The organism is Novipirellula herctigrandis (assembly GCA_007859835.1).
Classification (GTDB): Bacteria; Planctomycetota; Planctomycetia; order Pirellulales; family Pirellulaceae; genus Novipirellula_A; species Novipirellula_A herctigrandis.
On sequence record SJPJ01000001.1, the window covers coordinates 2,355,901 to 2,379,383 of the forward strand.

A 23,483-nucleotide genomic window follows, 5' to 3' on the forward strand; every position below is an offset into this window, starting at 1 on the left:
CTATTCCTTCCCTGCAGTGATCGAAAGCTCAAACCCCAACGCTTTCATATTTACGCGTATGGCTTTTTCGAGCTTTGCGGACTCGGCGAATTGGTCCGCGAGTTCAGCTGTTAGCGTTGCCATCTTGTCAACGAACGGAATTCCGTCGTCTGCGAGTTCTTCGGCGCCGACGTAGCGACCGGGCGTGAGCACAAACCCGTGCTCTTCGATCTCGTCCAGCGTGGCACTCTTACAGAAACCCGGAACATCTTCGTAAGCGTCTTTGCCGCGCTTCCACGCATGAAAGGTGCTGACGATCTTCTCGGTGTCTTCGTCCGTGAAGGCCCGGAGGACTCGGTCCACCATGTAGCCCAGCTTGCGGGCGTCGATGAAGAGCACTTCGCCCGCTCGGTCGCGGAAGGCGGTTTTTCCACGCCCCCGTTTCTGTTTCGTTTTGGTCAGGAACCAGATGCAGGCCGGTATCTGCGTGTTGGTAAAGAGCTGGCCGGGCAAGGCGACCATGCATTCGACGAGGTCCGCTTTGACTACGCCAGCGCGAATGTCGCCTTCGCCCTTGGTGTTACTGCTCATCGAGCCATTGGCCAGCAGCAGGGCCATCGAACCTTTGGGGGCAAGGTGATACAGCATGTGCTGCAACCAGCCAAAGTTGGCGTTGCCTTTGGGCGGGTCGCCATGTTCCCAGCGCGGATCGCCTTCCAGGCGGCCATCCCACCATTCTTTCATGTTGAACGGCGGATTGGCCATCACGTAGTTGGCTCGCAGGTCCGGGTGGGCGTCGCTGGTGAACGAGTTGGCGGGTTGTTTGCCAAAGTAAAAGTCGATCCCGCGAATGGCCATGTTCATCGCGGCCAGTCGCCACGTGGTGGGATTCGATTCCTGTCCGTAGACCGAGACGTCGCCGATCTTGCCGCCGTGCTGCTGAATGAATTTCTCGCTGGAGACAAAGAAGCCGCCGCTGCCCATCGCCGGGTCGTAGACTCGCCCTTTGAACGGTTCGAGCATTTCAACTACAAGCGAGACGATAGATTTGGGCGTGTAGTACTGGCCGCCCTTTTTGCCTTCGGCGAGTGCGAATTGGCCCAGGAAGTATTCGTAGACGTGGCCAAGGATGTCTTTGGCGTCGAGCGATTCGTGCTGGAAGGGGATTTCGGCGATCAGGTTGATCAGGCCGATGAGGCTTTCGGCGGGCAGTTGGAGCTGGGTGTAGTTTTTGTTGAGGACGCCTTTGAGTTTTGGGTTTTCCTTTTCGACTTCGGCGAGGGCGTCATCGATGAGTTTGCCGATGGATGTGATTTTGTACTGCCTACTTGTCCCGTTCTTGACGGTGATTTCCGTTCCGGCGGCGAGCGGAGCACTCCGTTGAATCGTTTTCCAACGAGCGAGCGCCGGAACCCAGAAAACGTTCTGTTCCAGGTAGTAGTCGCGGACTTCGAGTTCGTCCGCAATGGTCGATTCATAGTCGGCAGCGTCGTAGTCGGCCGGATCGAGGTAGTAGTCGTGATCTGGGTCGCGGAGCTGTGATTCGATATCACGCTGCCGCAGCTCAAACGAATCGGAGACGTACTTCAAGAAGATCAGACCCAGCACAGCGTGCTTGTAGACCGCCGCATCTAGGTTCGACCGCAACTTGTCCGCCGCGGTCCATAGCTTCTTGTCGAGGTCTTTCAAGAATTGCTGTGCGTCCGATGCCGCCATGGTTCACTCTTCGCCGAGGAAGGAAGGACAAAAGTCGCCGAGGAAGGAATGACGAAAGTGATAAGTCGACCGTGTCCGGCCGTGCATGCCCCTTTCGTAGTGTTGCCTTTTCACTGCTACAATCGTATGCTATCAGAGCACCGCAAACAAGCAGGCTACAAACATGAAAGTCTTCGGCAACAAAATCCGTGAGCTTCGCAAGTTCAAAGGCTATTCATTGCGCACGTTGGCACCGATGGTCGGGGTTGGCTTCAGTTATCTAAGCAAAGTCGAGAACAGCAAACTCGATTTCGGTGACTCGCCGTCTGAAGCTTTGATCCACAAGCTGGCCGAAACACTGGATGGAGATGAAGACGAACTGTTGCTAATGGCCGGCCGGATTCCGAAATCCATCGCCCGCCGAATCCTTGAGCAGCCCGATGTTTTTCGTTTGCTCGCGAAGTGTGACGATACAACCTTGCGAAGCGTCGCAGCCCAAGCCATTCGAACCGGCAAGAAGTAACTCGAACCGGTTTTGCCGAACTCGTCGCTGGAAGGATGCATCGACTTACACGGTCCGGCATTATCGGATCGTATTGCAACCGCAAATTGTCGTAATACTGGCGACTGCCCGACTAAACGAATGGCAGGGCGCGCGTCAAGGACTTGGAAAACGCCAATAGGTAATGCAGAAGGATTCGCCAGAATCAGTCGAGGTTTGCCTTTTACGAGAAGTTCAGATGAGTTTCGAGAATGCCCGGTAAACACTTCAAATCAGAGTATATGGACTTCCGGAATTCGGTTGTTTCCGGCAATCAGTTTGTTGTCGATGATACGGCAAATGCGTTCCTAAACGGAATCCGAAAGAGCGTCAAACCACGAGTGGTAACTCTGCAAAAAGGCTCGAATCTGTATCGAGCGCAACACGGATGGCGGCAAACGGACTGGGACGAACATCCGCAACCACTCCAGTGTCACGGAAAGAAGAGAATGCTCCCCGAAAACAATCATGTCCGAGCAGGAAGAGCCAACGCAGATTACAAGGCAATTTTCTACGCCTCCATTTCACCGGAGATCGCAGTGAAAGAAATGCGACCGTGGATAGGATCGTACTTATCTGTGGCAAGATTTAGAGTGAAGCGAGACCTGAAGATCGTGAATCTGTTTGACGCGTATCGCGGATTTAAGGAAGAATGGAAGATGGATACGATGAGCCGATGCCTCTGTAATCAGGAATTGGTAATTTGAGTTATTCTCAGAACGATTGGCTTTCACTTCGGGAAAGGTGCGATCCTCGCTCACGAAGCGAGCGATTGGCAGCTGCGTTTGCAGAGATTACCAGCCCAGATGCGTTGGTCGTCGATTTGGGATGTGGTACAGGCGCGAACTACCGATACCTTTCACGGTTTTTTAGAACGTCGATGAAGTGGCTCTGCATCGACAATGATTCCATACTTCTAGAGCAAGCTGCCTCAAGTCTGCCGACAGACAATGTGAGTTTCGAACGACTGGATTTATCCGCTAATCTCTGTGGAGTCCCAAAAGGTAGCGGCGTCGCTGTCACTGCATCAGCATTTTTGGACATGACCTCCAACAAATGGATCGTCGACTTTGCGAACCATTTCTTCGATACGCCGCTACTGATCGCCATGACAACTTCAGGCGTCTTCCAGTTGGATCCGCAAGATCGTGACGACAAACCAATTCAGCAAGCAATTTCAAGCCATCAGCAAAGCGATCAAGGCTTTGGTCCCGCCGTAGGAACGGAAGCAACCGGTTTCTTGGTAAGAGAACTGGAAAGGCTAGGGTGCGTGGTCGAGATTGCAGATAGCAGTTGGGAACTCCGGCACAACGACCTGGCATTGATGAAAAGCGTGATAGCAGGCGTGGCACGTAGAGCGAGATTAATGCGAGTTTCCATTGACGTGGATGCCTGGGAGTGTCGGCGGATTGAGCAATTTCAATCGGGTGAACTTCAACTCCGCGTTCCACATTTAGATCTTCTTTCCTATCCCAAAGTCGCTTGACTCTAAAAACTACCGATATCGAAGTTTTTTTAGCCGCGAAGACCTACGCCGTTGGCAAACGACAACTGCACGTGCGTTTTGTACGGAAACACGCTGCAGAACTGGCCTTCCTTCTCTTCAGGCTTCAATGTGTAGAGCGTCCAGCACGGGGATCAGGCATGTGTCAGTGTTCTGGTATCCTGCGAACAACGCTGGTGTGGCAGGGGAGTCGACGACGTTCAATCCGTTGGCTGCCTTCATGGCAAAGGCTTCAAATTCGTCCACTGCAAGTGGTTTCGAAAAGAAGAAACCTTGAGCGTACTGGCATCCCATGGATTGTAGAGTCGCGAGCTGCTCCGGCGTTTCCACTCCTTCGGCAATCACCTGTAGATCCAGGTCGTCCGCAAGCGTTAGAATTACGTGTAACAGAGCGGCGGCATCCTTAACCGAGCGCATGTTGTTGACGAAGACTCGATCGATCTTCAAAACGTCTATCGGGAACTCGTGCAGGCACGATAGCGACGAGTATCCTGTGCCAAAATCATCGATGTCGATTAGCACACCGACATCGCGCAGTGCATCCAGGGTGCGGACGATCGTTCCCGGCTCCTGGATGAGGACGCTCTCAGTGATCTCCAAATGCAAACATTGCGACGGGATGTCGTTCTCATACAGGCAGTCTGTCACCATCTCCACAAAACCAGGATTTAACATCTGCAAACGAGAGGCATTGACATGAAAGCAGGGCGGGGCATGTTCGCCCAGGGTCCTTCGCCACTCCGCAAACTGACGACAGGCTTCTTTGAGAATCCACTCTCCTATAGGAATAATCAGCCGCGTTTCTTCGGCAATGGAAATAAAATCGTTCGGTTGCACCAAGCCGCGATCACGATTGTTCCAACGCACGAGTGTCTCAACGCCTTCGAGGTGACCTGACTCAAGATCCACGATCGGTTGGTAATGCAGCACAAACTCATCACGCTGAATCGCCATCCGCAGATCACCTTCGATCCGCATACGTGTTTCCGCTCTTTCGTGCATCGACTGGTCGAAGAGAGCATAGCATCCTCTCCCTTGCGACTTTGCCTCATACATGGCAAGGTCCGCATCGCGAAGCATGTCGTTGGCCGACTGATATTGTTGTTCGTTGGTCACAATTCCGATGCTGACTGTCGAGTGGACAGTGTTTCCACAAAGCTGGTAGCTTTCGGAAAACGTTTGAAGCAGTCTCTCAGCCACTCTGCCAGCCCTGTCCAAGTCGCTGAGATTGTTTAGGAAAACAACAAATTCATCGCCGCCCAAGCGCGCCGCAGCGACATGGTCCGTGTTACGTAGGCTTCGGCGAAGGCGCTCAGACATCTGACGCAGCAGTTCGTCGCCGGCCTTGTGGCCGAGACTGTCATTAATCAGCTTAAAGCGATCGAAGTCCATGAACAGAACAGCGTATTGGCTTCTTTTCTTGCTATCGATCGCCCTCTGAATGGTCTGAAGTATCGAACTGCGATTTGGCAAACCGGTCAGGGAATCGTGAAACGCCAGATGTTCCATCTTTTGCATCAGCATTTTGCTGTACGTTACATCTTGAAAGGTTGCCAGGAATCGAATGATGTCACCACTTGCGTTTCGGATCGGGGAGATCGACGCTAATTCCCAAAATGGTTCACCGTTCTGATTCTTGCTTTCGATCTCACCACGCCAAACCTCGCCTGCACAAATCTTCTGTCGTAGTTCCTTGCAGCGGTGCGTGGGAAGCATGTTCGCTAGCAACCCCCAACAATCCTGTGCAAGGGCTTGATCACGCGAGATTCCCGTCACCTTCGTAAACATCGGATTGACATACTCGATATTTCCGTCGAGGTCTGTGATCATGACCGATGCCGGGCTCTGCTCCACGGTCACTGAGAGCGTTCGAAGTTCTTCCTCAGCCTGTACTTTCTCGGTTGTGTCGAGGATCACCGCGACGAAGACGGGGCGCTCCTCATAGATAGAGCGGTGAAGATGAACTTCAACCGGGTAACGCGTGCCATCCTTGCGAATATGAACGGTTGAAAAACGGAGTGAGCTAGCTTGTTTGTTTCGCAACGGATAAAGCTGGAGCTCCAAACCGTCCATTTCCAGGTCGGGCTTGATGTCCACCGGAGTCATCTCGCGAAGTTCGTCGATCGTGTACCCAAGGTTTTTCCTAGCCCCTTGGTTCGCAAAGACGAATCGCAATGACTGACAGTCAAAAATGTAGATTTCATTGTCGGACTCATCCAGAATGTTCCCGAACCCAATCAGTCGCTCTGCGGCGATCTTCGAATCCCTTTCCGCCTCGTGCGCCGCTTTCAGGCACAGCTTAGTTTCCTCAAGCTCGGATATAATCTCAGCGGAATTAACGATCGCTTCGGCTTGCGCGTCTGCCATCATCTTGCCCTTGGTTTCTGAGTTGTCACGTTCCTTTCGAGCGTGATTCAACTCGTCTCGCATTGCCGTTAGCGATTCCTCAAGTTTTTCGATGGTCAAAGTCGCGTTGAGGATGGCTTCTGCTTGCGTCTTCTCTGTTCTCTGGATCGAGTGGCAACCAGGCACAAGTTGCTCCTTCAGTATAGAAAATGCAACACTTAGCTCGTCCGAAACCGATGCCTCAATGCCTGTGATCAGATTTTCGAGTTGCCTCAACGGATCGTTCGGAATGCACATTCTTAGTCACTCCTGTGTTTCGGTCTTGCAGATTTTTGCCGACACGCGGTTTTCGGAGTTCACGAGTTCAACGAGTTCGTGCCCCGTCCGTTTGCACCAAGCCTCGACATCTAAACAAAAAGCCGGGTCGGTCGCGAAAGCGGTCACTTCATCGCCGTCATCTAGAGTCTTCATTAGTTTAGTCAAGTGAACGATTGGCATGGGACACTTCATTCCCGTCAAATCGATTTCGCTAACGTTCGTCATTTCGTTTGCCCCTTGAGCATGTTAAATAAACAGTGTGGTATTGGATTCACTCGATCGATCCAACATGGTGGCAACACCGCAGTAGTCTAGGTCGGAATAGTTGATGAGTTCTTCAGGTCGGATGCCCATGAGAGACATCGCCATTTCACAGACACCGATCTGAACACCGAGTTCATCAGCCGACGCGACGAGTTCTTCCAGGCTGGCAATGTTTTTGCGATCCATCTCCCGACCCATCATCCATCGTCCCATTCCAGCCATGTCGAGTTTTGAGAGCTTCTGCTTCTTAAAACCACCGGGCAGTATCCAGCCAAACATCCGCTCGACGATGCTTTTCCCTCCTGCTTGACGGCCTTGTTTCTTCAGAGCTGCGGTCGCCCAGAACGTGAAGAACATTGACACCTTCATCCCGCACGCGGCAGCTCCCGTTGCGATCGTGAACGCCGCCATGAGCTTGTCGAATTCGTTGCTAAAGACCACTAGGCTAAGAGTGTTTTCTTTGCTGGTTAGACGCCGCTCTAATGCATCGACGCGTCTTGCCAATTCTGCTGTACGATCAACCGTTGTTTCAGCGAGCAGGTCGGTCATTATTTGTTCGCATTGAAAATGTGACATTGGTTTCTCCGAGACGTCCGTCATCGACGTTTGCTTGACATTCCAGCGTTGAGGCCGGCTAATCTGCCAACAAGAGAACAAGCGTCTGTGGCCGATGACCTTGTCGCTTCCCAGGGGGCTCTCAACTGGACTGCGTGCACCAGAGATGCAGTCCCTACGATGGCTACAAAAACATAGGTCACGCTTAGTGGAATACAGGACTTTTTCGGTTGTCTGTAGAATGCATAACATCCGCGTGTCTGGACTCGAGATCGAGTATTTCAGAACATGTTGGTGAAAAATATCGCGCCGAGCTGAATCGCAACCTAAGCATGATCAAAATGTCAGCGAACATCCCTCGTAAAAAGACGCTCGCCATGATCAACGGATTACTGAGGGAAGAAGTCGAACCCGCAGCGACTTGCATACATAATCAAGTTTAAGTTCCGGGGGAACGCCCATCAGCGCCGCGTTCGTGAAGCGATTCGCCGCAACGCGATTCAGATGAAGTTCTTGACCTATCTGAATACTTTGATGCTCCTCCCAGCGCAAGTGCTCCGAAGTTTACGGCAGCTGAAGCTTCGACTGCTTGCCTACCTACGGTGGAACCGTCAGGCAATTCAACACCAGGCACCCAGGAATCTGAATCCCAAGAAACGGACACCAACACCGATGCATCGGTCGCGGAATCTCCGGCAACCTCAGACGCGGCAGAACACTTGTTCGGACCGGGGTCACCCGCTCCACGGATCTCGATCGCCAAATGGATGCAGGGTGAACCGGCGGAAGAAATCGAGAAGGGGCAGGTCGATGTCGTCGAATTCTGGGCCACATGGTGTGGACCGTGCGTGAAAGGCATGCCTCACATGGCACAACTTCAATCGGAATACGGAGACAAAGTCAAGTTCATCGGCGTGACTCGAGAAGACGAAGAAAAAGTGGCTCTGTTTCTGGATCGTGAATCGCCAGGCATTGACGGTAAGACCTGGTCCGAAGTACTGACGTACCGGATTGCGCTGGATGACAACGATGCAACCAATAATGCATACATACAGGCAGCCAATCGAAGGGGGATTCCGGCAGCGTTTGTCGTCGGCACTTCCGGCAACATTGAATGAATCGGTCACCCCGCGACCATGGATGCCGCTCTGACGCAAATCGTTGACGGATCGTGGGATTCGTCTGCGGCACGAGCGCAATTCATTGCAGACGCCGATGCAGAACGCTTTGTGGAAGAGTACATGCCCAAGCTTAACGCCGCAATGATTGCCCGCGATTTCAAGACCGCCGTTAAACTCTGTGACGAAATTCTGGCCAAGCTGCCGGAACACAAACTGGTCAAACAAATTCGCATGAGTTTTCTTCTTCAGGGCAACCAGATGGAGGAATTCAACAAAGCAGCCGCCGCTCAGGTCGAAGAATACTTCGATAGCCCCCGGGCTCTGAACCAAGTTGCACGTTTGATACTTAAAACCGTCGGTCAGTACGTTCACGAAGTGCAACTTGCCTTTGTAGTGTCGCTCTAACCGCTGACCGGGCGGAGGAATTCGCATGTCCCATCCGTCTGGTGCTTTGGTGCGGACCACATCGCCGCCCACTTTCGGCTTCGGCGGGGTCACGCGGATCAATGATTCGTCGGCGATCGGGCCAGCACGAAGCAACGCTCGGTCGCTAAGTCCGCCTTCCTCGTTGGCTTGAATCCGCCAAGCGATGCGGCGAACAAGGAAGCGTCGGTTTCGTGAGCGGCATTGCTCGTTGTGAAATTCTGCGTATTTGTCGACCAGTTGATCGATCGTTAAGTCAGCCAGTCTCGCGATCTCCAAACTTGCGCTAGGACTCATTTGTCACCTCCGCGTCGTTTGGTTTTGAGATTGTTTTCTGTTTGGCAGACTTCGCCGCCTTCTTGTCCAAAGTTCGTCGAATCGCCCGCGCCAAAATGGTCGCGATCGCTTCGCGTTGTTTTTCGCTCAAGTGGATCACCCTTGCTGTGTAAGCCATCACTGCAGCCGGTCTCGCCCGTTGCGAGATCGTTGCCGCGAGACACAGTGATCACTGACTGCGAAGAAATCTCAAGCGTTGATTCGCCGATCTCGCGAGAACTTTCCAAACTCTTTGCGATCTGCCCCCGCTTTAGGCGAATCGCCGCCATGCCGAGCAATTTCGCCAGCTTCCTCACCTGCTCAGCAGGCTGCACATTATTCAACGCCATATAACCCATCCTCTTCCCGAGAATCCCTAGCGAACCGAACGAAACGGTCCGGCCCTCAGGGTTATTTAGGAGAAGGGTGGATGACGTTAACCAGCTTTTCGCGACGAGAGATGCAACCGCTTTGAGAAAGAACGCCCGGTTCAATTTTGATTGGCTTCTCGGACTCTACCGTGACATGCTTGGTTCGATCTGGAGCTGGGCAGGCGAGATCCGATCAACCGAAAAAAACATCCCAGTGAGTCCCAATATCATCGCAGCGAAGCTTGGGGTGATTGCGATGCAGCCGGATAAATGACAAAACGAAACGGGCGATCTCGTGATCGCAACCGCCGCTGAGTTTCATCACCGCGCGGTTTGGTTCAAGAAAGTTATCGACAGGGGAGGCAACTGCAGGTCCATGGCGTCTTTGTCTGTTCTGACGCTCGGGGATGTCTCGTATACGGGCGCACGATCGTCGGGCGACTTCCCCAGGAAGACCGTTCGCTGAAAAGTCCTGCTCTGCTCAGAGTCGTTTCGAAGCTTGATGGCAACCTGTTCCGAGTCCGTATTCTTGTTCAACAGGAACAAATTCAGTTGGCGGCCCGTTGCGTCTGCCGTGGCATATGCACGAACGTCTCCGGATACCCGAGTGCATTCGAGCATCCGCTGAAGCATTGAGCGATTCACCAGTCGAACGATTTCACCCGTCGGTTTCCGTTCGTTACTATCCACCCGGAGAAGGACTCCGACGTCGCTGTTCGAATCGCGCGGGCCGCTCCATGGGCTGTGAGCGCCCCAGTAGTAGACGTACGAGACGTTCTTCACCGCAAGTTCGTTCATCAGCACTTCAAACCACCACAGAGCCTTGTACGTATTGTTGATCCGTCCCAGGGTCTCATTCGCGGGCGTTACACCAGTTTCGGTAATGACGATCTCCATCTCCGGGTTCGCCGAACGGGTCACCGCATGTTGCATCTTTTCGACGTTGGGGATGAACTGCTCATCGCACTGTTTCCAGAGCGTGTAGCTGGCGCACTTCTTCTGATAGGCGTACATGTATTGGTGACAGGATACGAAATCGATGAGATCAGGCGATCGGGAAACAATCGCGTCGAAGTAGCTCGTGCTGCTAAGAATTCCAGGACCGACGCGGATGGAAGGATCCACCTCCTTCATCACCTTCACGAAATCGAGGTAACAGTCGACATATTCCTTCGGCGTCATCCGATCTTTGTGGTGGTCCACCTCGTTTCCGATTTGCCAGTAGGCGACATGGTAGTTCTTGCGTTTTGCGTACTTCACCCACTCGACGGCCGTGGTCTTGAGTTCTTCGTAGGACGGGCCCCCTTTGTATTTGCAGGCGAAAACGTTGACGACGACGAGCGGCTCTATCTCCAGCTTCGAGCAGAGCTGCATGTACCCATCGAAATCCATGGCCGATTTGAAGCCGCCTTCACTATCGATCGCCCAGTCCCAGGCTCCGGGAGCTTGTGACCTGGCCGCAACCTTCGGGCGAAGGCCTTGACTGGTCTCCTCGAAAGGAGGCGTGTGCCAAAGGTAGTTGTCGGCCAAGTGCCCATATGGAAATCGAAGGGATCCGCACCCGAGCTCCTTCACTGCTTCTTCGAAAGACATCGCCCCAGGAGACCGATAGTCGTCATTAGTAAGCAGCCAGCAGAGATTCGCCGCCGCCGGTTGCTGCTTGATGTCATCTTTGATCGCATGTTCCATATCGACCGTAATAACGGAAGCGGCCTCTTGTCCATACAGCCTCGCGCTCAGTGGAGACGTGAACATCGCGACGCCGATAATGATTGAAAATCTAATCGCCATAGTGTGAGCTTTCTGCTTGTTGTCTGTTTTGTGTGGTGGGGTGATAGGACATTTGGTTGGTTGAAGAAACGACGACTCCGAGCAACAAATCGTAAACTACTTGAGAAGTTGACCCAGGAAAATCGGATCTGGGTTTTCATCGCTTGGCTTCGATCATTTGCAAGCTCAAACCCCCTAGCCGCATCCTCAAATGAAACCGTATGGGAAAGCAACGGTTTTACATCAATGATGCCTTGCTGCATCAAGCTGACCGCCATTCCAAATTCTTCATGAAATCGAAATGAGCCCCTCAAATCCAGCTCTTTTACGGTTATCGTTTGCATTGCAATCATCATATCACCACCAAGCCCCAGTTGCATAACGACACCAGCCGATGCAGGTCCCCGGGCGAGAGCAAACCCAATCCCCTGTGACGAACCCGTGATCAGCGCTGTTTTGTTTGTGAGATCGAACAACTGTTTTGACATACCAACTTTCTGATGCTGAGAAGAGCTGCATTTGCATCAGTTCATTTCGCCGGATGCCGGTTCAACGCCGGCGGAAGGCCACCGTGTCCTGGAGCGGGAATTGGCCAGTACAATCTTGAGCGATTCGTTTGCAACGTGCTGGCGGATGTCGAGGATAAAGAATCCGAAATACCGCTAACCTTCCGGAAGCAATGGAGCGATCTGGACGAACGACTGCAACAGAGGCGATTGCCAGATGTCATTGAACGAGTCGTTTTCAATCACGATTCTGGCGAAATCACGATCGAAACGATCGATGAGCTTTCGGAAGTCTTTGAAATTGACAGCAGGCAGACAGATCAGCCTCGGTTCAGGTGCATCTAATCGCCGGACAAGTGGAAGCAGCGGACGGTTTCCATTTCTCTTGGCCTTCACCGGGGAAGCAAATCAGTATCAGTTATCGTTTCTCCTTACTTCCCATTCGGGGAGTTTCATTTGCAGCTCACTCTAAAGTAATCACCAGCTCCTGCCCCGTGGCAATTCGAACGGGGGCCTTGAGCTGAACCACGGCGGTGCCTTGATTCATTTGTACGGTTGCGTTCACCCTCTTTCCATTACAGATGACGGCAACCTGCTTCCTATCCATGCCCTGCGGATCCAGACGTATTGTTTGCAGGGACAGGCTACCGCTGCTCAGCCTTAGCGTGGCCTGCATCTGTTTCTGGCCAATCGTTTGGCTATACGTGCCCCATCCTTCTGCGGCTGTGAATGCGGCACGGAAATCTTCCGGAGTCAGACGCGGCGCAAAACCGATCTCGCCCTTCGGACCGTGGTATTCAAACCCGCACACGCCTAAGAAAACGCCGTAGGCGGCCATTGCCCGCGAATAGTGGTCGCCGCATTCGATTTCGTTGTAAGGATTTCGTTTTGCTGCACCATAACGATCGTGGATCGCACGAGCCACAGCCAAACCACGTTGTACCGCTTCACTATCCGGTTTGCCTTCATAGATCATGTGCGATGCAACCTGATATTCGAACCCGGTCATGCACTCGTCAAAATAGCCGCCCGCACCAAGCCAAGTTTTGAAGTCTTCTTTGCGGCGTTCCATCCCCGGCACGGCGACGTCACTACCGCCTTGGGGCCAAGCGGTCATAATCATACCGGCCTCACCCACATCCGCATAAACACGTGCTCCCTTGATAAAGGTGTGCTTGCGGGCATAGCCTCCGGCATCCGGAGTGAAATTATATTTCCAAAGCGCGTTGAGCGCGGAATCAGTTTCCTGCTTCGGCAACACACGGGGCAACCCAACCTGCCATGCCCATGACTGACCGAGAACTTGATCGATATGGCTCCCGACATTGGTATTGATCCGATCGAAATTGGGCGGCCGATGAATGAAGTATTCACCGTTGTAAACTTGTTCAACGATATTTTTCATACCGCGATCCGCCACGTCCGTACAGGTCTTGGCAAACGCGTCATCCCCCATCTCCTCGGCCATCTGGGATCCGGCACGCAGGGCCGCGCAATACAACGACGAAATCCACCCCATCGGCCCATCCCAGGACGCATCAAGCGTGTGCCGCTGAGAGCCTTCCAGCACACCCTGTTGCTCAGGGTCTTGCCGAAGAAGGTATTCAATGGCCTTCTTCGTCTTTGGCCAAACGCGTTTGAGAAACTCTGGATCGGCGGACATCTGGTGTTCACGCAAGGTGCGCAGAATCGTGCCCGCCTGTCCATCGGTCGCTGCAGATTTACCGCGTTGCCCCCGGTAGGCAATGCCTCCACTGCCGTTCATCGCAACACCGTAGTCCACATGCTCGCGTAAATATCGCTCGAACTCCGGGAAAATCCGCCCCATCCCCTGCGCATAACTCCAAACGTGAGTACAAGTTCCCGGGCAAGAATCAACGCCTTCCCACCCCCAAGGGCGACCGTTGTCAAACCAATGAAAGGTCTGAGTCGCCAAACAGTTGATCGGAATAAATGTGCGATCCAACAGCCAGTGAGGCAGCGTTGAGTCATACCAGGTTTGGTTCCAACGTCGGGTCCCGCCTGCCAGTCGGTCAAAATCTTTTTCAATTTTCTGAGCGACGTCGGCAGCACTGGAAAACAACGGTGCATAGTGACGGTTAATCGTAGAAAAATCCTCGACCACAGCCATGTCTCGAGACTGTCCCTCCTTCTTTTGATGCAGAGGGAAATACCAAGTCAGCAAAAACTGAACTTGGCGACTCTCACCGGCAGCCAACGTCAACGATTGCCCTAACGTCCCCACCAGCGGCTTGTCGAGTGCATGTGAAACCGAACCAGCTTGTTCAGACGCTTGCTCAAACGTTTTAGTAAATGCCTCTTGGCTTAACGGCAGCTTGGCCTCTGGCGCTCCGAGGAGCCCGTCGCGGGCCGGGTCGCGGGCCGGGTCGATCAAGCTGAGCGCCATCGAACCGTAGCCATGATGCGTTTCGAGTCCTTTCCCCGCGGCGGGCTCAACGGTTTGGTGGAGTGTCACAAGGCCCTGCTGTTGGATGAGGGTATTGCGCCGCTGCCCCCGATCTGCCACGTCATCATACGGACACGTGGCATTCTGCAACCAACCCATCAAATCCACTTCGACGGGTTCCTTGGCGGTGTTCGTAACGGTGTAAGCCAACACAGTCGCCGGTAGCGATGAGTCCTTCGCGCTCAATGGTATAAACGGAGAAAAGGCCTCCAACTCAACCTGTACCGGACATTGCGGATCCGCGTACGTGACACGACCGATCGGATACTCACCACGAAAGGTAACCCCCGGAAAACCCTGCGAATCGAGCGAACGTACTTCGACGGCATCTTTCTGCTTGATCCGAATGGCAAAGCCCTGCTCTACGTCGGCGCCATTGCGTTGACTATAAGTGCCGGTTTTGGAATCGACCGGTTCGGTATAGTGGCCGTTCATGGTCATTAAGCTGAGCTTGAGACCGCCAACGTTTTCACGTGTGTAGTTGCTCTTAAAAATATCCCACAACCAGAGGCGGCCATCTCCTGAAAGATAAAGCTGTCCACAGCCAATGCCCCCAATCGGCAACCCGACGTAATTCAGCTCATTTCCACTGAACACCTCGGGCGTACCGCGGGTAGAGAGAGCCTTTATCCATTCCGCCGACAGATTTTTATCCTCTGGGATCACCGGAAGAACTGGCTTCACTCTGACTTTTACGGCAAGCGCGTCCCCGCCCTTTCTAAAATCATCAAACGTAATGTGCCCCCATCCCCCGGTGCCGCGATCGACGATTTTCAGAAACACCTCTTCTCCAACCAACTCGGGGATACTCCAAACAATCCGCTCCATTTCTTGAGCGTTACCGCCGGTTTCCCGCCGTACCTCCGTCCCGTCCTCGGTACAGAGCGCCACGTAAACGCCGCGACTTCCACCGCCGACCAGAAAGTTGACACGGGCCGAGGTTACTTTAAACGTGTCGGAACGTAACTCTCCGACATACGCATCGCTCTTGGTTCCTGACGGCCCATCAAGCGTGGAAAGATGCCACTTTCCCTGGTGATTGTACGGCTCTTTACTACCATGAAACGTCGCACGGTCGGAAACGATTTCGCCAAACTTCCCGGACACAAACTTCCAGCCCGTTAGGTCTCCGCTCTCAAAATCAAATAGAGCTGCTTCGTCATCGACCACAGGCTCCATTGCGACAGCTTGGTTGATCATTGCGAACAAACTGCCCGCCAACACAAGCAGGATTCTTCTTGTCATCGTGTTTTTCATTTTCATCTTATTATTCCACCCCTTGAACGAAATGGGTTCATCGTCGAACGAACAGCACCGTGAAAAGAACTGGCAACGCTGCCGCCAATGTAGAACCGCACTCCAAGAGTTTGCAGCAAACGGGCAACTGGCCCCAACGCGAGCACCAAGTCGTCGGTGTCAGACAAGTTCATGACTCGCTCGGTCGGAGACATGCGCCGCAACCCCTCAAGCTGAACCGCCAAAGCTTCATCGGATGTGTAGGGCTGCATTTGCATCACTTCATTTTACCGGATGAGGGAACTGAAACGAAGTGCTGGAATGACAGTTCGATCACCGGTTTACTGGTTAACGAAAACGGTTTGCACCTAGCCGCTTCATGCTGCTGCGAACCAGAAAATGAGCGATAGAACTTTTTGGCATATAACCTTGAGGTCCTATCGAACAGAGACACCTGAGACAATTGGCCGAGACAGCAACCAACTCAGTATAGGTGAACGTGGTAGAGAACTTCAGCGCGAGGTCCAGCCCTGGCAGGCTTTCAATGTTAAGGCCCCCAATTTCGATACTAGGAGTCTTGATCCCACGGTGCTGCGGTGTCGTTAACAGGTCGACCGCAACATCTTTGTCTAAGCCAGGAACTGAGTACAGGTATTGGGTCGGAGTTGGCTTTTTTGATTTGGTGTAACCGCTTTGTAGAAGATGATCGTGCAAGTTGACTTCGGGTGGGAACGAATCGGGATCCAACACCATGTCGACGTCAATCGAGCCCGTGTGTCCTTGCTTGGGATAGTGCAGATCGGGTACCCAACCACCAACGATGACCAGCTCACCACACTCAGAAATTGTCTTGATCGCTTGATACATGACTCGAAAGGCAGCTTCTTCAGGTTTCATTCCAAACTCCTTGCTGCATGATCCGCCGATTCAAGACTTGGTCCTAAATGCTCGTCGTAGATTGCCATCGCTGCTTCTTCTCCGCGGCCTTCTAATGTCATCAGGTCCAAGTAGGTCTGCAGATGCGAAGTTGTTTCCAACGGTTCTGCCAGTCGTCCACTGAAGTGGCTTTTGTCTTTGGGAATTCGCAAGATAAGATTTGCACCTGAATCCACCCGTCTCACACCACAGGCTTCACGAAGCGACGCCAGAGTGTCCGCTTGGAGCGCTTCTGCGGACACCAGAAAGCTAGAGATCGAATATCGAACTTCGGGAGCCAACCGCCAGGCGGCTGAGAAATGTGAAAGGGCGTGTTCAATTTTGGCGTGAGCGAACCACGCGGCTAGTTTGGATTCAACGGCTTCTACATCGCCGCGAACATAGAACCCATTTTCTTTTGGCTTGTCGGTGCGATAGTGCTGCACCCAATCCTGCAGCAATGCCTCGGATCGCTTCAGAAACAGTTGACGGTCATGCATGACTGCGTACCCTTCGTCGATCATCGACTTCTTGATTCGCGACATCAGGCCCCCGCTGATTCTCACGTCTCTGTGCTCCGCCAATTCGCCAAGTCGCCAACCACGCGATGGTTCATGCAGCATGACACGAACGACTCGACTCGATTTGGGCGAGAAGACGTTCAGCCTGCCAGACATCGTTTTGCCAAACGGATTACGAACGCCAGATCGAGAAACGTAAATGCCGAATTCCGGGAATACCAAGTGACAGTTACCGGCAAAGTCGACCAAGGAGACTTCATATTCCTTGGCGATTTTCGCTGTTCGATCAGATACGACCGACGCATACAAAACTGGCTCAGCCTTCGCCTGTTGGCTCTCGTCCCTTAGTCTGCGGAAAACAGCATCGGCGGTGGCCGGGGTGAGACGCTGGTAAGTGAATACGTGCAGATGCATCGTCCGTCTGGCAGGACCCATGATTCGGTAGTCGCGTCCAGAGTTTGACCCAGACTGGCTGACTTTAATGTCAAACGCCCCAAGCTCTGCAAGGAGTTGTGCCAGCAGTTTCTCAAAGGGTGGAGGGGCTTGGGCCATGTTTATACCGAAAGAGCGAAGTTTACTACGTAGTAAATATAGCTATTTAATTAAAGTCACCAAGGCAAATTTACTAAAAAGCAGCTCTTTACTACGTAGTAAAGTATCGAATATCCGTAAGCGCAGCCGTTGGAACCGACTTTGCCAAGGGAGAGCAATTGTCCTCTCCGACCCTAAGGTTATGACCTTACGAGTTCTCTCGTCGATCCGTTTCAGCCGGCAAATCACGGGTGTTTCTCACAAATGCACGATAACCCAGCGGTCAGAGAGTTTGAAAGGAGTTGGGTACGCGCGCGACCTCCGAGAGACCTCTTAAACTGAGCAAAACGAAACCTCTCTAGCGAACCGAACACCTTCAAACAATGCAAAACACGCCGTTTTTGAACAAGCGTCCTAATGAACAGCCGAAAACTTCCGGCAGAATCCGACCGCCGGGTTATGAAGTTTGTGCGAACCGAACTCCTTCCAAAAGGTCTCTCCGCACAGTTTATCCACAGCGGAACTCTGACCGCCCTCCTACAAAAAAGTGGTAAACCCCAGCGAAAAACACATGTCAGATTCATGCAGACGAATGCACGATCACTGCGAAATACTACGACTTCATAACCCAGAAATGACGTCGCCCAACTCGCCGGGTTTCGTTTCCCTGACACGAACATGCTCAGCCGCGTCCGCCTTCACAGCAGGTTTCGCAGATTCGGTGGCAACCCATGCACTGCAGCTTGCCGCAAATTCCGCTTGACGAAAGGCCATTAGTGTAGCACAATGTGGTATCACTCGTGGCAACAGCATTTGAGGTTCAAAGTTGAAAAACACCTGCCCTCCCATCGTTCTTGATACGAACGTTTTGGTCGCAGGAGCGTGTCGACATGAAGGCAGCTTGGCATACCGAGTGCTGATGGCTGTCCTTGGCCGTCAAGTTCCACTCATGCTTACCGAAGGCATAGTGGCTGAGTATGCAGACGTTTTGGGGCGGCTGGCGGCAAGAAAGCTGACCGGACTGACGGTGAAGCAGAACGCTGATTTGATCTTGAATCTCATTTCGCTGTCGCACCAAACTCAACTCCATTTCAGTTGGCGACCGAACCTGCTCGATGAAGCGGATAATAAGTTCGTCGAGGCCGCCATCGCCGCTACTGCAATCATCGTCACCTATAACGTTCGCGATTTTGCGCAGTTGGATCTCGTTAAGCACGGATGGGTCGTGATGACGCCGCTTGAGTTCACAACAATTTATGACCTGGAGAATTGACCATGGCAACGCTTTCCTTGCGAATGCGAGATGACCTAAAAGCAAAGGCACAACAGTTAGCCAGCAAACAGGGCGTTTCATTAAACAGTTACATCAACGCAACGCTTGCAGCCACGATCGCTCAGACCGAGACGCTCGCGATGATGGGCGACCGGCTAAGCAATGTCGATCGCGAACAGTTGCATGCAAGAGTCATGAAATTCATGTCCAAAACCCAAAGTGGAACCGAGCCGACATTGGCTGAGATCGAGCAAGCCATCTCGGGCCAGTAAACGCCGGCTTTGGATTACTCGAGCGTCATTTATCGACTTCTGTCGTCTAAGTCCAGTCATCGTCAACGACGAACAACTCAAGCTGCTCGTCAATTCGACGGCAGTACTTTCCAATCACCTTTTTGATGGTCGGAGTGCGGATCAGCCCTTCCACGTCTTGTCGCCTGGCAGCCTGGAATCGAGCCATCAGGCTGATGAACTCCACTGTGTATTCTGGCTTCATCTTTGTAAGTGATTGTCGGGCTGACTTGATATCGCTTTCATCTGGACGCCATTTGCCGCCAGCTTCCGATAACAATCAAATCGAGCTTGCTGTCGCTTGGTGACTGAAGGATACCATCGTCCCGACTCTTGGCGTCTTCAAAAGCTTGTCGGGTTTGGGAAACAGTTGTGTGACATCCACGCAAGGTTTTGGCGACTTCGATCTTCGGAAGTGCCTCCGTTTCCTTCTCCACATTAGACTTCGCTTCCTCTTGAGCCTCGACCTCCCCGGGCTCCGGCACATAAACGCGAATCTCGTCTTCCTCGTCATGCTTCGGAAGCGGCGTTTTCTTGACCTTCTTTCCTGCCTCAAGTTTCGCCCAATACCCGCGAGGTGGTCGTGGGATGTCGCATCGTTTGCAGAACTTTGCGAATCCGACATCCGAAAGGTTGTACTTCGGAGCCAGCTTGGAAACGGCCATCGACCAGACTTCGTCGTACAGTTCCTGACGAGTGATCATTTTCCAAGGCATTGTTCATCCCCTAGCGTCTATTCGCGTACACGTTCCCATTGTTGCGATGTAGTCCAGTGGCCGGCCTCCTGCTGCGTCATAGGCGGCTCCTACTCATCAGTTCAGCCTATCGAAAACTGGGTGTCCGGGGCGGCATGATTGATACGACGACGGCGTATCGCAGGATGATGCGACGTCGGCGAGTAATGGAGCTTCCTTGTGCGAAGGCCTCGCAAACTTCGGAATTTGCCGGAATCAGGCCTGAAAAGACAGTAAAACCTGCGATTCGGAGTGTTTTTAGTTGCAACATTGAAATTTAGTTGCAACATTAAATATAAGTTGCAACTTTTAAATGGACGAGGTGCGGATTTGGGTAGCGAGATCGACGAACACTGGTTTTCTGAGCATTACCAGCACGAGCCAGCCGACTCGCCCGTGGACTTCGTCAGCCGCGACGGGGCGACGATCTTAGAAGTACAAGCCAAGCCGCAAGGAATGCGAGGACTGTACTCCGGGCTAATGCAATTAGCAGTGTCGCTGAGCCAGCGGCCGGAAGCCCGGACGGGAGTACTTGTCATGGACGGTTCGCGGATATCGAAAGAGCGGATATCAAACGAATGGGATGAACTGCGTGAGCTGTTTGCTCCAAAGATATCGAAGCGTCTTTCGATGATCGTCATTCGCGACGGAGAACATTGGAAGCAACGGGACAATCCGTCGCTCGACCAATTGGCGGAGGGGATATTGGCAGATGAAAAGTTGGGCTTCAGGAAGTCAAGCGAACTTCGAAAGATTGAGCAGGCCAGCAAGAAAGCAGAGATTTTCAAAGTACTAATTGTTCGTTGGCTCATGTCCAAGGGACCGATAGGCATCGGTGAGTTGGGGAAACACGTCGGCTGCTCGTATCCGACGGTTCGGAAATCACTCGACTCTATACCAGCATCTGAATCGGGATTGAGAGAAGGTGACATCAGCCACTTTCCCAAAAACGTTTGGCAGGACGTACTAACACTGACAAAGTCTGACCGACAATCAATCCAATTCGTTGACCGCTCCGGCCAGCGACCGAATCCGGAATCACTCATCAAACGCCTCGATCGAAATCAACCAAAACATGTTGCGTTTGGCGGCGTGGTTGCAGCAAGGCGTTGGCACGCTGATTTTGACCTGAATGGAACACCTCGGATCGATCTATTAGTACACTGCCCAAATCAAATCCTCGACATTAGCTTTATTCAAAAGTTGGACCCGGCGCTCAAAGAAACCACCGACGAAAGATCCGATGATTCACCGACCCTCGTTGTTCATCCGATAACGCGACTGGAACCCGACTTCACTACACAACCCAATGTTGGCTTACCCATCGCCGATCCTGTGGAAACCGCGTTGGACCTCATTGATATGGGCCTAAACGCACAGGCCAACGATCTATTCGCCCATTTTCGCACGGAAGTACGCTTCGCATGACACGCTTGGATCCTGTTGAACTCTTCGATCGCATAGCCAGCGATATCCCTGAGTCCCTGCATTCTCATTTGATTGTCACCGGAAGCCTGGCGGCCGCATACGAATTTCACGCACAACTCGAGGGGCAGGCGGTCAATACGAAAGACGCTGACTTGGTCGTGCACCCAGCTGGCGAAGAGCAGAACTGCGCGGAAATGACGCAGAACCTTCTCAATCTCGGTTGGACTCGAACCGAGCAATGCTTTCCGCATGCTGATCCCGAACCGATCGACGATCTCCGTGCTATTCGCCTCTATCCCCCCAACTCTTCCGAATACTTCATCGAGTTTCTAAACGTACCCGCGATTGGCCAAGAGCCAGCGAAGAAATGGATTCCCCTTCAGCTCGCCGATGGCTGGTATGGCTTGCCGAGCTTTCGTTACATGGGTGTCGTAGCTTTGGGTCCACTCAAGTCGAAAGTCGGTATTGAATATGCAAACCCAGCCATGATGGCGCTCGCAAACTTGCTTGCACATCCAGCAATCGGAAATAGCCGGATTGAATCTGGAAACATGACGGGCCTGCTGCGTTCGGCAAAAGATCTAGGAAGAGTGATTGCACTGGCGCATCTGGCCGGTCGGGATGAAACTGAAAATTGGGTAGCCCCGTGGATCAGCGCCATCGAAACCTGCTTTCCGAAAAGCAAAGGACAATTGATATCGTCGTTGGGCGACGGGCTTCGAGAAATGATCGGAGATCCAGCGGCACTTGAGGACGCCCATAAGACGACTGACATTGGCCTACTCAGCGGCATGAACGTCACACCCCAAAATTTGACAGTGACCGCCGAACGTTTGATCGTTGATGTCATCGAGCCAGTGCAAGAAGCGAGCAAATAGAACAAGCTCACAAGTACGATCAGAACGCGGGCCAGTCAGACGGATCGATCCACACAATGTGAATTTCTTCGCTACATAGCCGATCCTTATCGGACCATGAAGCATGGCCTGATCGCTTCAATCGCTAGGACCGTTGCCATGCGACCGGAGGTGTTTGAAGCAGTAAACCAGCGCAGTCCCTGCGCAACTAGCTGCTTGGCAAGCGATACGACGACTTCATAACCCGGAAACCGCACCCCGACTTTTTCAACAACTTCTCCCCTCACTCTTCAAACTTCATCCCGTTTATGACCTCGTCACTATCCGCGACCACCCTCGCAGCACGTCTCGCAAATCCGATGACATTTCGTGCACTGCAACTTGCCTCGAATGTCGATCAAGCTGCCACCGCAAACAGGACATGCCGGATCACAAGACGCCGAAGAAGTCTGTTTTAGCGGTTGTTCTTCGGAATCGTTCTGCATCGTTTCGCATCCTCCTTTTCGCGTTATGGTGAATCCTATGGTCCCAGAACATCAAACCTCCGAAAAGACGTCGCAGAACGGACGTAAGTATCTTCGTTGTTCCGACCAATCGGTGATGGCAAAGATCACGCGGTTGAATGCTCCGGCAAATTCACCTTCCAGAGCACTTCGGAAATCCTTTGCCGTTTGCAGCGGATCATTCGCGAACACGCCACATCCCCACGCACCCAACACGAGGGACTCGTATTGATAGGCTCTCGCGATTGAAAGCACGCGGTGAATCCGCTGGCGAAGCATTGGCTCTGCATCGAGTCGACCGATCGCAGGTGCGTACGGCGCGGCACAGGTCAAAAAGCTAAGCAGCCACGGCGTGTCATATTCCATTCCCGCATCGTCACGGAAAACAGGTACATCCGGCGATAGGATCGCCCAGTCGCTCGAAGCAGCGGGATCATTGTCGCGGTGAAACTCGTACATCGGATCGCCAAACAACGTCGCATACAACGCACTACTGCGACAGAGCGTTTCTTCTTGAGCGGTCGCGCCCCGCAAGAAACCACCGCCAGGCTCAACGCCATTTGCGAAATTGAGAGCCAATGGGCGATGCCCTTCTGCGACCAGAGCATGCGCGGCGGCCAACGTCGTTTCATTAGCGACGGTCACCAAAGTCTCAGCCTGCCTATCGTCTTGCGATCGCTGTGTCGCATCCGGCAGACTGGCATCGGGTGCAATGGAAACCTTCGCTGCTTCAGCCGCCTTGATTTCCGCCGACCAATCGACCAACCCGTTGTCGGTCAGGTATTCGCCATTGTCCATTGCCTCAAGAGCAGAACGCCCAAGCGACTCCGCGATCTCGTATCGAATCTCAAGAGCACGCCGGTTCTTACGGGCCAATTCATCCGAATCAATGCAATCTGTGAAACGCAAGTTAGTCATGTCGGTGTCTCTATCTCTCCAACGAAAGTATCGTCATTCGCACTATCGAAAACCATTGCGTCTCCTCACCATTGACTCGATCGCCCGGATCCCACTTTCCAT

Annotated in this window: 26 protein-coding genes and 1 pseudogene; 11 read left to right on the plus strand and 16 right to left on the minus strand. The window is 52.8% G+C overall.

Features of this window, described 5'->3' with window-relative positions:
• Positions 1 to 1,695 (minus strand): class I SAM-dependent DNA methyltransferase, encoded by a 1,695-nt coding sequence (locus tag CA13_RS08460; protein WP_146395499.1) that lies wholly within the window; start codon positions 1,693 to 1,695, stop codon positions 1 to 3.
• Positions 1,696 to 1,858: 163 nt separating this feature from the next.
• On the opposite strand from CA13_RS08460, the gene CA13_RS08465 reads away from it, so the two are divergent.
• The 3 genes from CA13_RS08465 (at position 1,859) to CA13_RS08475 (ending at position 3,701) form a co-directional block, all read left to right on the plus strand.
• Positions 1,859 to 2,197, plus strand: coding sequence for a helix-turn-helix domain-containing protein (locus tag CA13_RS08465; protein WP_146395501.1), 339 nt, complete (start codon positions 1,859 to 1,861; stop codon positions 2,195 to 2,197).
• Between the two features lie 230 nt (positions 2,198 to 2,427).
• Positions 2,428 to 2,922 (plus strand): RES family NAD+ phosphorylase, encoded by a 495-nt coding sequence (locus CA13_RS08470; RefSeq protein ID WP_146395503.1) that lies wholly within the window; start codon positions 2,428 to 2,430, stop codon positions 2,920 to 2,922.
• Positions 2,919 to 3,701, plus strand: a complete 783-nt coding sequence (locus CA13_RS08475; RefSeq protein WP_146395505.1) for a methyltransferase domain-containing protein — start codon at positions 2,919 to 2,921, stop codon at positions 3,699 to 3,701. The genes CA13_RS08470 and CA13_RS08475 overlap by 4 nt, the downstream gene beginning before the upstream one ends.
• A gap of 117 nt (positions 3,702 to 3,818) precedes the next feature.
• On the opposite strand, the gene CA13_RS08480 is transcribed toward CA13_RS08475, so the two are convergent.
• The 3 genes from CA13_RS08480 to CA13_RS08490 are packed head-to-tail and all read right to left on the minus strand — an operon-like array spanning position 3,819 to position 7,196.
• A complete protein-coding gene (locus tag CA13_RS08480; RefSeq protein ID WP_146395507.1) occupies positions 3,819 to 6,362 on the minus strand; it encodes a sensor domain-containing protein in 2,544 nt (847 codons plus the stop codon).
• Positions 6,363 to 6,368: 6 nt separating this feature from the next.
• Positions 6,369 to 6,608, minus strand: a complete 240-nt coding sequence (locus CA13_RS08485) for a sulfurtransferase TusA family protein (protein ID WP_146395509.1) — start codon at positions 6,606 to 6,608, stop codon at positions 6,369 to 6,371.
• Positions 6,609 to 6,629: 21 nt separating this feature from the next.
• Entirely contained in the window at positions 6,630 to 7,196 is a 567-nt protein-coding gene (locus tag CA13_RS08490) for a DsrE/DsrF/DrsH-like family protein (RefSeq protein ID WP_419194097.1), read from the minus strand.
• Positions 7,197 to 7,804: 608 nt separating this feature from the next.
• Between CA13_RS08490 and CA13_RS08495 the strand changes: the two genes are divergently transcribed.
• Positions 7,805 to 8,320: a TlpA disulfide reductase family protein gene (locus CA13_RS08495; RefSeq protein WP_146395513.1), complete on the plus strand. Its 516-nt coding sequence runs from the start codon at positions 7,805 to 7,807 to the stop codon at positions 8,318 to 8,320.
• An 18-nt stretch (positions 8,321 to 8,338) separates the two neighbouring features.
• Entirely contained in the window at positions 8,339 to 8,728 is a 390-nt protein-coding gene (locus CA13_RS08500; RefSeq protein ID WP_419194098.1) for a hypothetical protein, read from the plus strand.
• Here CA13_RS08500 and CA13_RS08505 read toward each other — a convergent pair.
• Both CA13_RS08505 and CA13_RS08510 read right to left on the minus strand, forming a co-directional pair.
• Positions 8,723 to 9,043 (minus strand): annotated as a pseudogene (locus CA13_RS08505) (DUF2924 domain-containing protein); the annotation flags it as partial. The gene CA13_RS08500 and the pseudogene CA13_RS08505 overlap by 6 nt on opposite strands.
• Positions 9,040 to 9,411, minus strand: coding sequence for a hypothetical protein (locus CA13_RS08510; RefSeq protein WP_146395517.1), 372 nt, complete (start codon positions 9,409 to 9,411; stop codon positions 9,040 to 9,042). The pseudogene CA13_RS08505 and the gene CA13_RS08510, both read right to left, overlap by 4 nt.
• Positions 9,412 to 9,532: 121 nt before the next feature.
• Here CA13_RS08510 and CA13_RS08515 point away from each other — a divergent pair, with 121 nt between their 5' ends.
• Positions 9,533 to 9,706: a hypothetical protein gene (locus CA13_RS08515; protein WP_419194099.1), complete on the plus strand. Its 174-nt coding sequence runs from the start codon at positions 9,533 to 9,535 to the stop codon at positions 9,704 to 9,706.
• 47 nt (positions 9,707 to 9,753) lie between these two features.
• Here the strand turns inward: CA13_RS08515 and CA13_RS08520 are convergent, their stop codons facing one another.
• Together CA13_RS08520 and CA13_RS36115 are read right to left on the minus strand one after the other, a co-directional pair.
• On the minus strand, positions 9,754 to 11,223 hold the full coding sequence (locus CA13_RS08520; protein WP_146395519.1) for a hypothetical protein: 1,470 nt from the start codon (positions 11,221 to 11,223) through the stop codon (positions 9,754 to 9,756).
• Positions 11,169 to 11,690 (minus strand): MDR/zinc-dependent alcohol dehydrogenase-like family protein, encoded by a 522-nt coding sequence (locus CA13_RS36115; protein ID WP_146395521.1) that lies wholly within the window; start codon positions 11,688 to 11,690, stop codon positions 11,169 to 11,171. Before CA13_RS36115 ends, CA13_RS08520 begins: the two co-directional genes overlap by 55 nt.
• A 12-nt stretch (positions 11,691 to 11,702) precedes the next feature.
• Here CA13_RS36115 and CA13_RS08530 point away from each other — a divergent pair, with 12 nt between their 5' ends.
• On the plus strand, positions 11,703 to 12,053 hold the full coding sequence (locus tag CA13_RS08530; RefSeq protein ID WP_146395523.1) for a hypothetical protein: 351 nt from the start codon (positions 11,703 to 11,705) through the stop codon (positions 12,051 to 12,053).
• Between the two features lie 118 nt (positions 12,054 to 12,171).
• On the opposite strand, the gene CA13_RS08535 is transcribed toward CA13_RS08530, so the two are convergent.
• From CA13_RS08535 to CA13_RS34880, 4 genes are all read right to left on the minus strand, one after another.
• Positions 12,172 to 15,438, minus strand: a complete 3,267-nt coding sequence (locus tag CA13_RS08535) for a GH116 family glycosyl-hydrolase (RefSeq protein ID WP_146395525.1) — start codon at positions 15,436 to 15,438, stop codon at positions 12,172 to 12,174.
• A 321-nt stretch (positions 15,439 to 15,759) separates the two neighbouring features.
• The gene (locus CA13_RS08540) at positions 15,760 to 16,308 is read right to left on the minus strand and encodes a hypothetical protein (RefSeq protein ID WP_146395527.1); all 549 of its coding nucleotides are present in this window, start codon (positions 16,306 to 16,308) and stop codon (positions 15,760 to 15,762) included.
• Entirely contained in the window at positions 16,305 to 17,399 is a 1,095-nt protein-coding gene (locus CA13_RS08545) for a type IV toxin-antitoxin system AbiEi family antitoxin (protein ID WP_146395529.1), read from the minus strand. Before CA13_RS08545 ends, CA13_RS08540 begins: the two co-directional genes overlap by 4 nt.
• Before the next feature lie 600 nt (positions 17,400 to 17,999).
• On the minus strand, positions 18,000 to 18,152 hold the full coding sequence (locus tag CA13_RS34880; RefSeq protein WP_419194100.1) for a hypothetical protein: 153 nt from the start codon (positions 18,150 to 18,152) through the stop codon (positions 18,000 to 18,002).
• A 52-nt stretch (positions 18,153 to 18,204) separates the two neighbouring features.
• Between CA13_RS34880 and CA13_RS08550 the strand changes: the two genes are divergently transcribed.
• Positions 18,205 to 18,651: a putative toxin-antitoxin system toxin component, PIN family gene (locus CA13_RS08550; protein WP_146395531.1), complete on the plus strand. Its 447-nt coding sequence runs from the start codon at positions 18,205 to 18,207 to the stop codon at positions 18,649 to 18,651.
• A gap of 2 nt (positions 18,652 to 18,653) precedes the next feature.
• Entirely contained in the window at positions 18,654 to 18,923 is a 270-nt protein-coding gene (locus CA13_RS08555) for a toxin-antitoxin system HicB family antitoxin (RefSeq protein ID WP_146395533.1), read from the plus strand.
• 46 nt (positions 18,924 to 18,969) lie between these two features.
• Here CA13_RS08555 and CA13_RS34885 read toward each other — a convergent pair whose 3' ends face one another.
• Entirely contained in the window at positions 18,970 to 19,146 is a 177-nt protein-coding gene (locus tag CA13_RS34885; protein ID WP_419194101.1) for a hypothetical protein, read from the minus strand.
• Between the two features lie 37 nt (positions 19,147 to 19,183).
• Positions 19,184 to 19,657: a hypothetical protein gene (locus CA13_RS08560; protein WP_146395535.1), complete on the minus strand. Its 474-nt coding sequence runs from the start codon at positions 19,655 to 19,657 to the stop codon at positions 19,184 to 19,186.
• Between the two features lie 318 nt (positions 19,658 to 19,975).
• Here CA13_RS08560 and CA13_RS08565 point away from each other — a divergent pair, with 318 nt between their 5' ends.
• Together CA13_RS08565 and CA13_RS08570 are read left to right on the plus strand one after the other, a co-directional pair.
• Positions 19,976 to 21,103, plus strand: coding sequence for a hypothetical protein (locus CA13_RS08565; protein WP_146395537.1), 1,128 nt, complete (start codon positions 19,976 to 19,978; stop codon positions 21,101 to 21,103).
• Positions 21,100 to 21,981, plus strand: coding sequence for a hypothetical protein (locus tag CA13_RS08570; RefSeq protein ID WP_146395539.1), 882 nt, complete (start codon positions 21,100 to 21,102; stop codon positions 21,979 to 21,981). Before CA13_RS08565 ends, CA13_RS08570 begins: the two co-directional genes overlap by 4 nt.
• 299 nt (positions 21,982 to 22,280) lie before the next feature.
• Here CA13_RS08570 and CA13_RS34890 read toward each other — a convergent pair whose 3' ends face one another.
• Positions 22,281 to 22,445 (minus strand): hypothetical protein, encoded by a 165-nt coding sequence (locus CA13_RS34890; RefSeq protein WP_419194102.1) that lies wholly within the window; start codon positions 22,443 to 22,445, stop codon positions 22,281 to 22,283.
• A gap of 51 nt (positions 22,446 to 22,496) precedes the next feature.
• Positions 22,497 to 23,381 carry a TIGR02452 family protein gene (locus CA13_RS08575; protein WP_146395541.1) on the minus strand — a complete coding sequence of 295 codons (885 nt, stop codon included), beginning with the start codon at positions 23,379 to 23,381 and terminating at the stop codon, positions 22,497 to 22,499.
• Between the last annotated feature and the right edge of the window lie 102 nt (positions 23,382 to 23,483).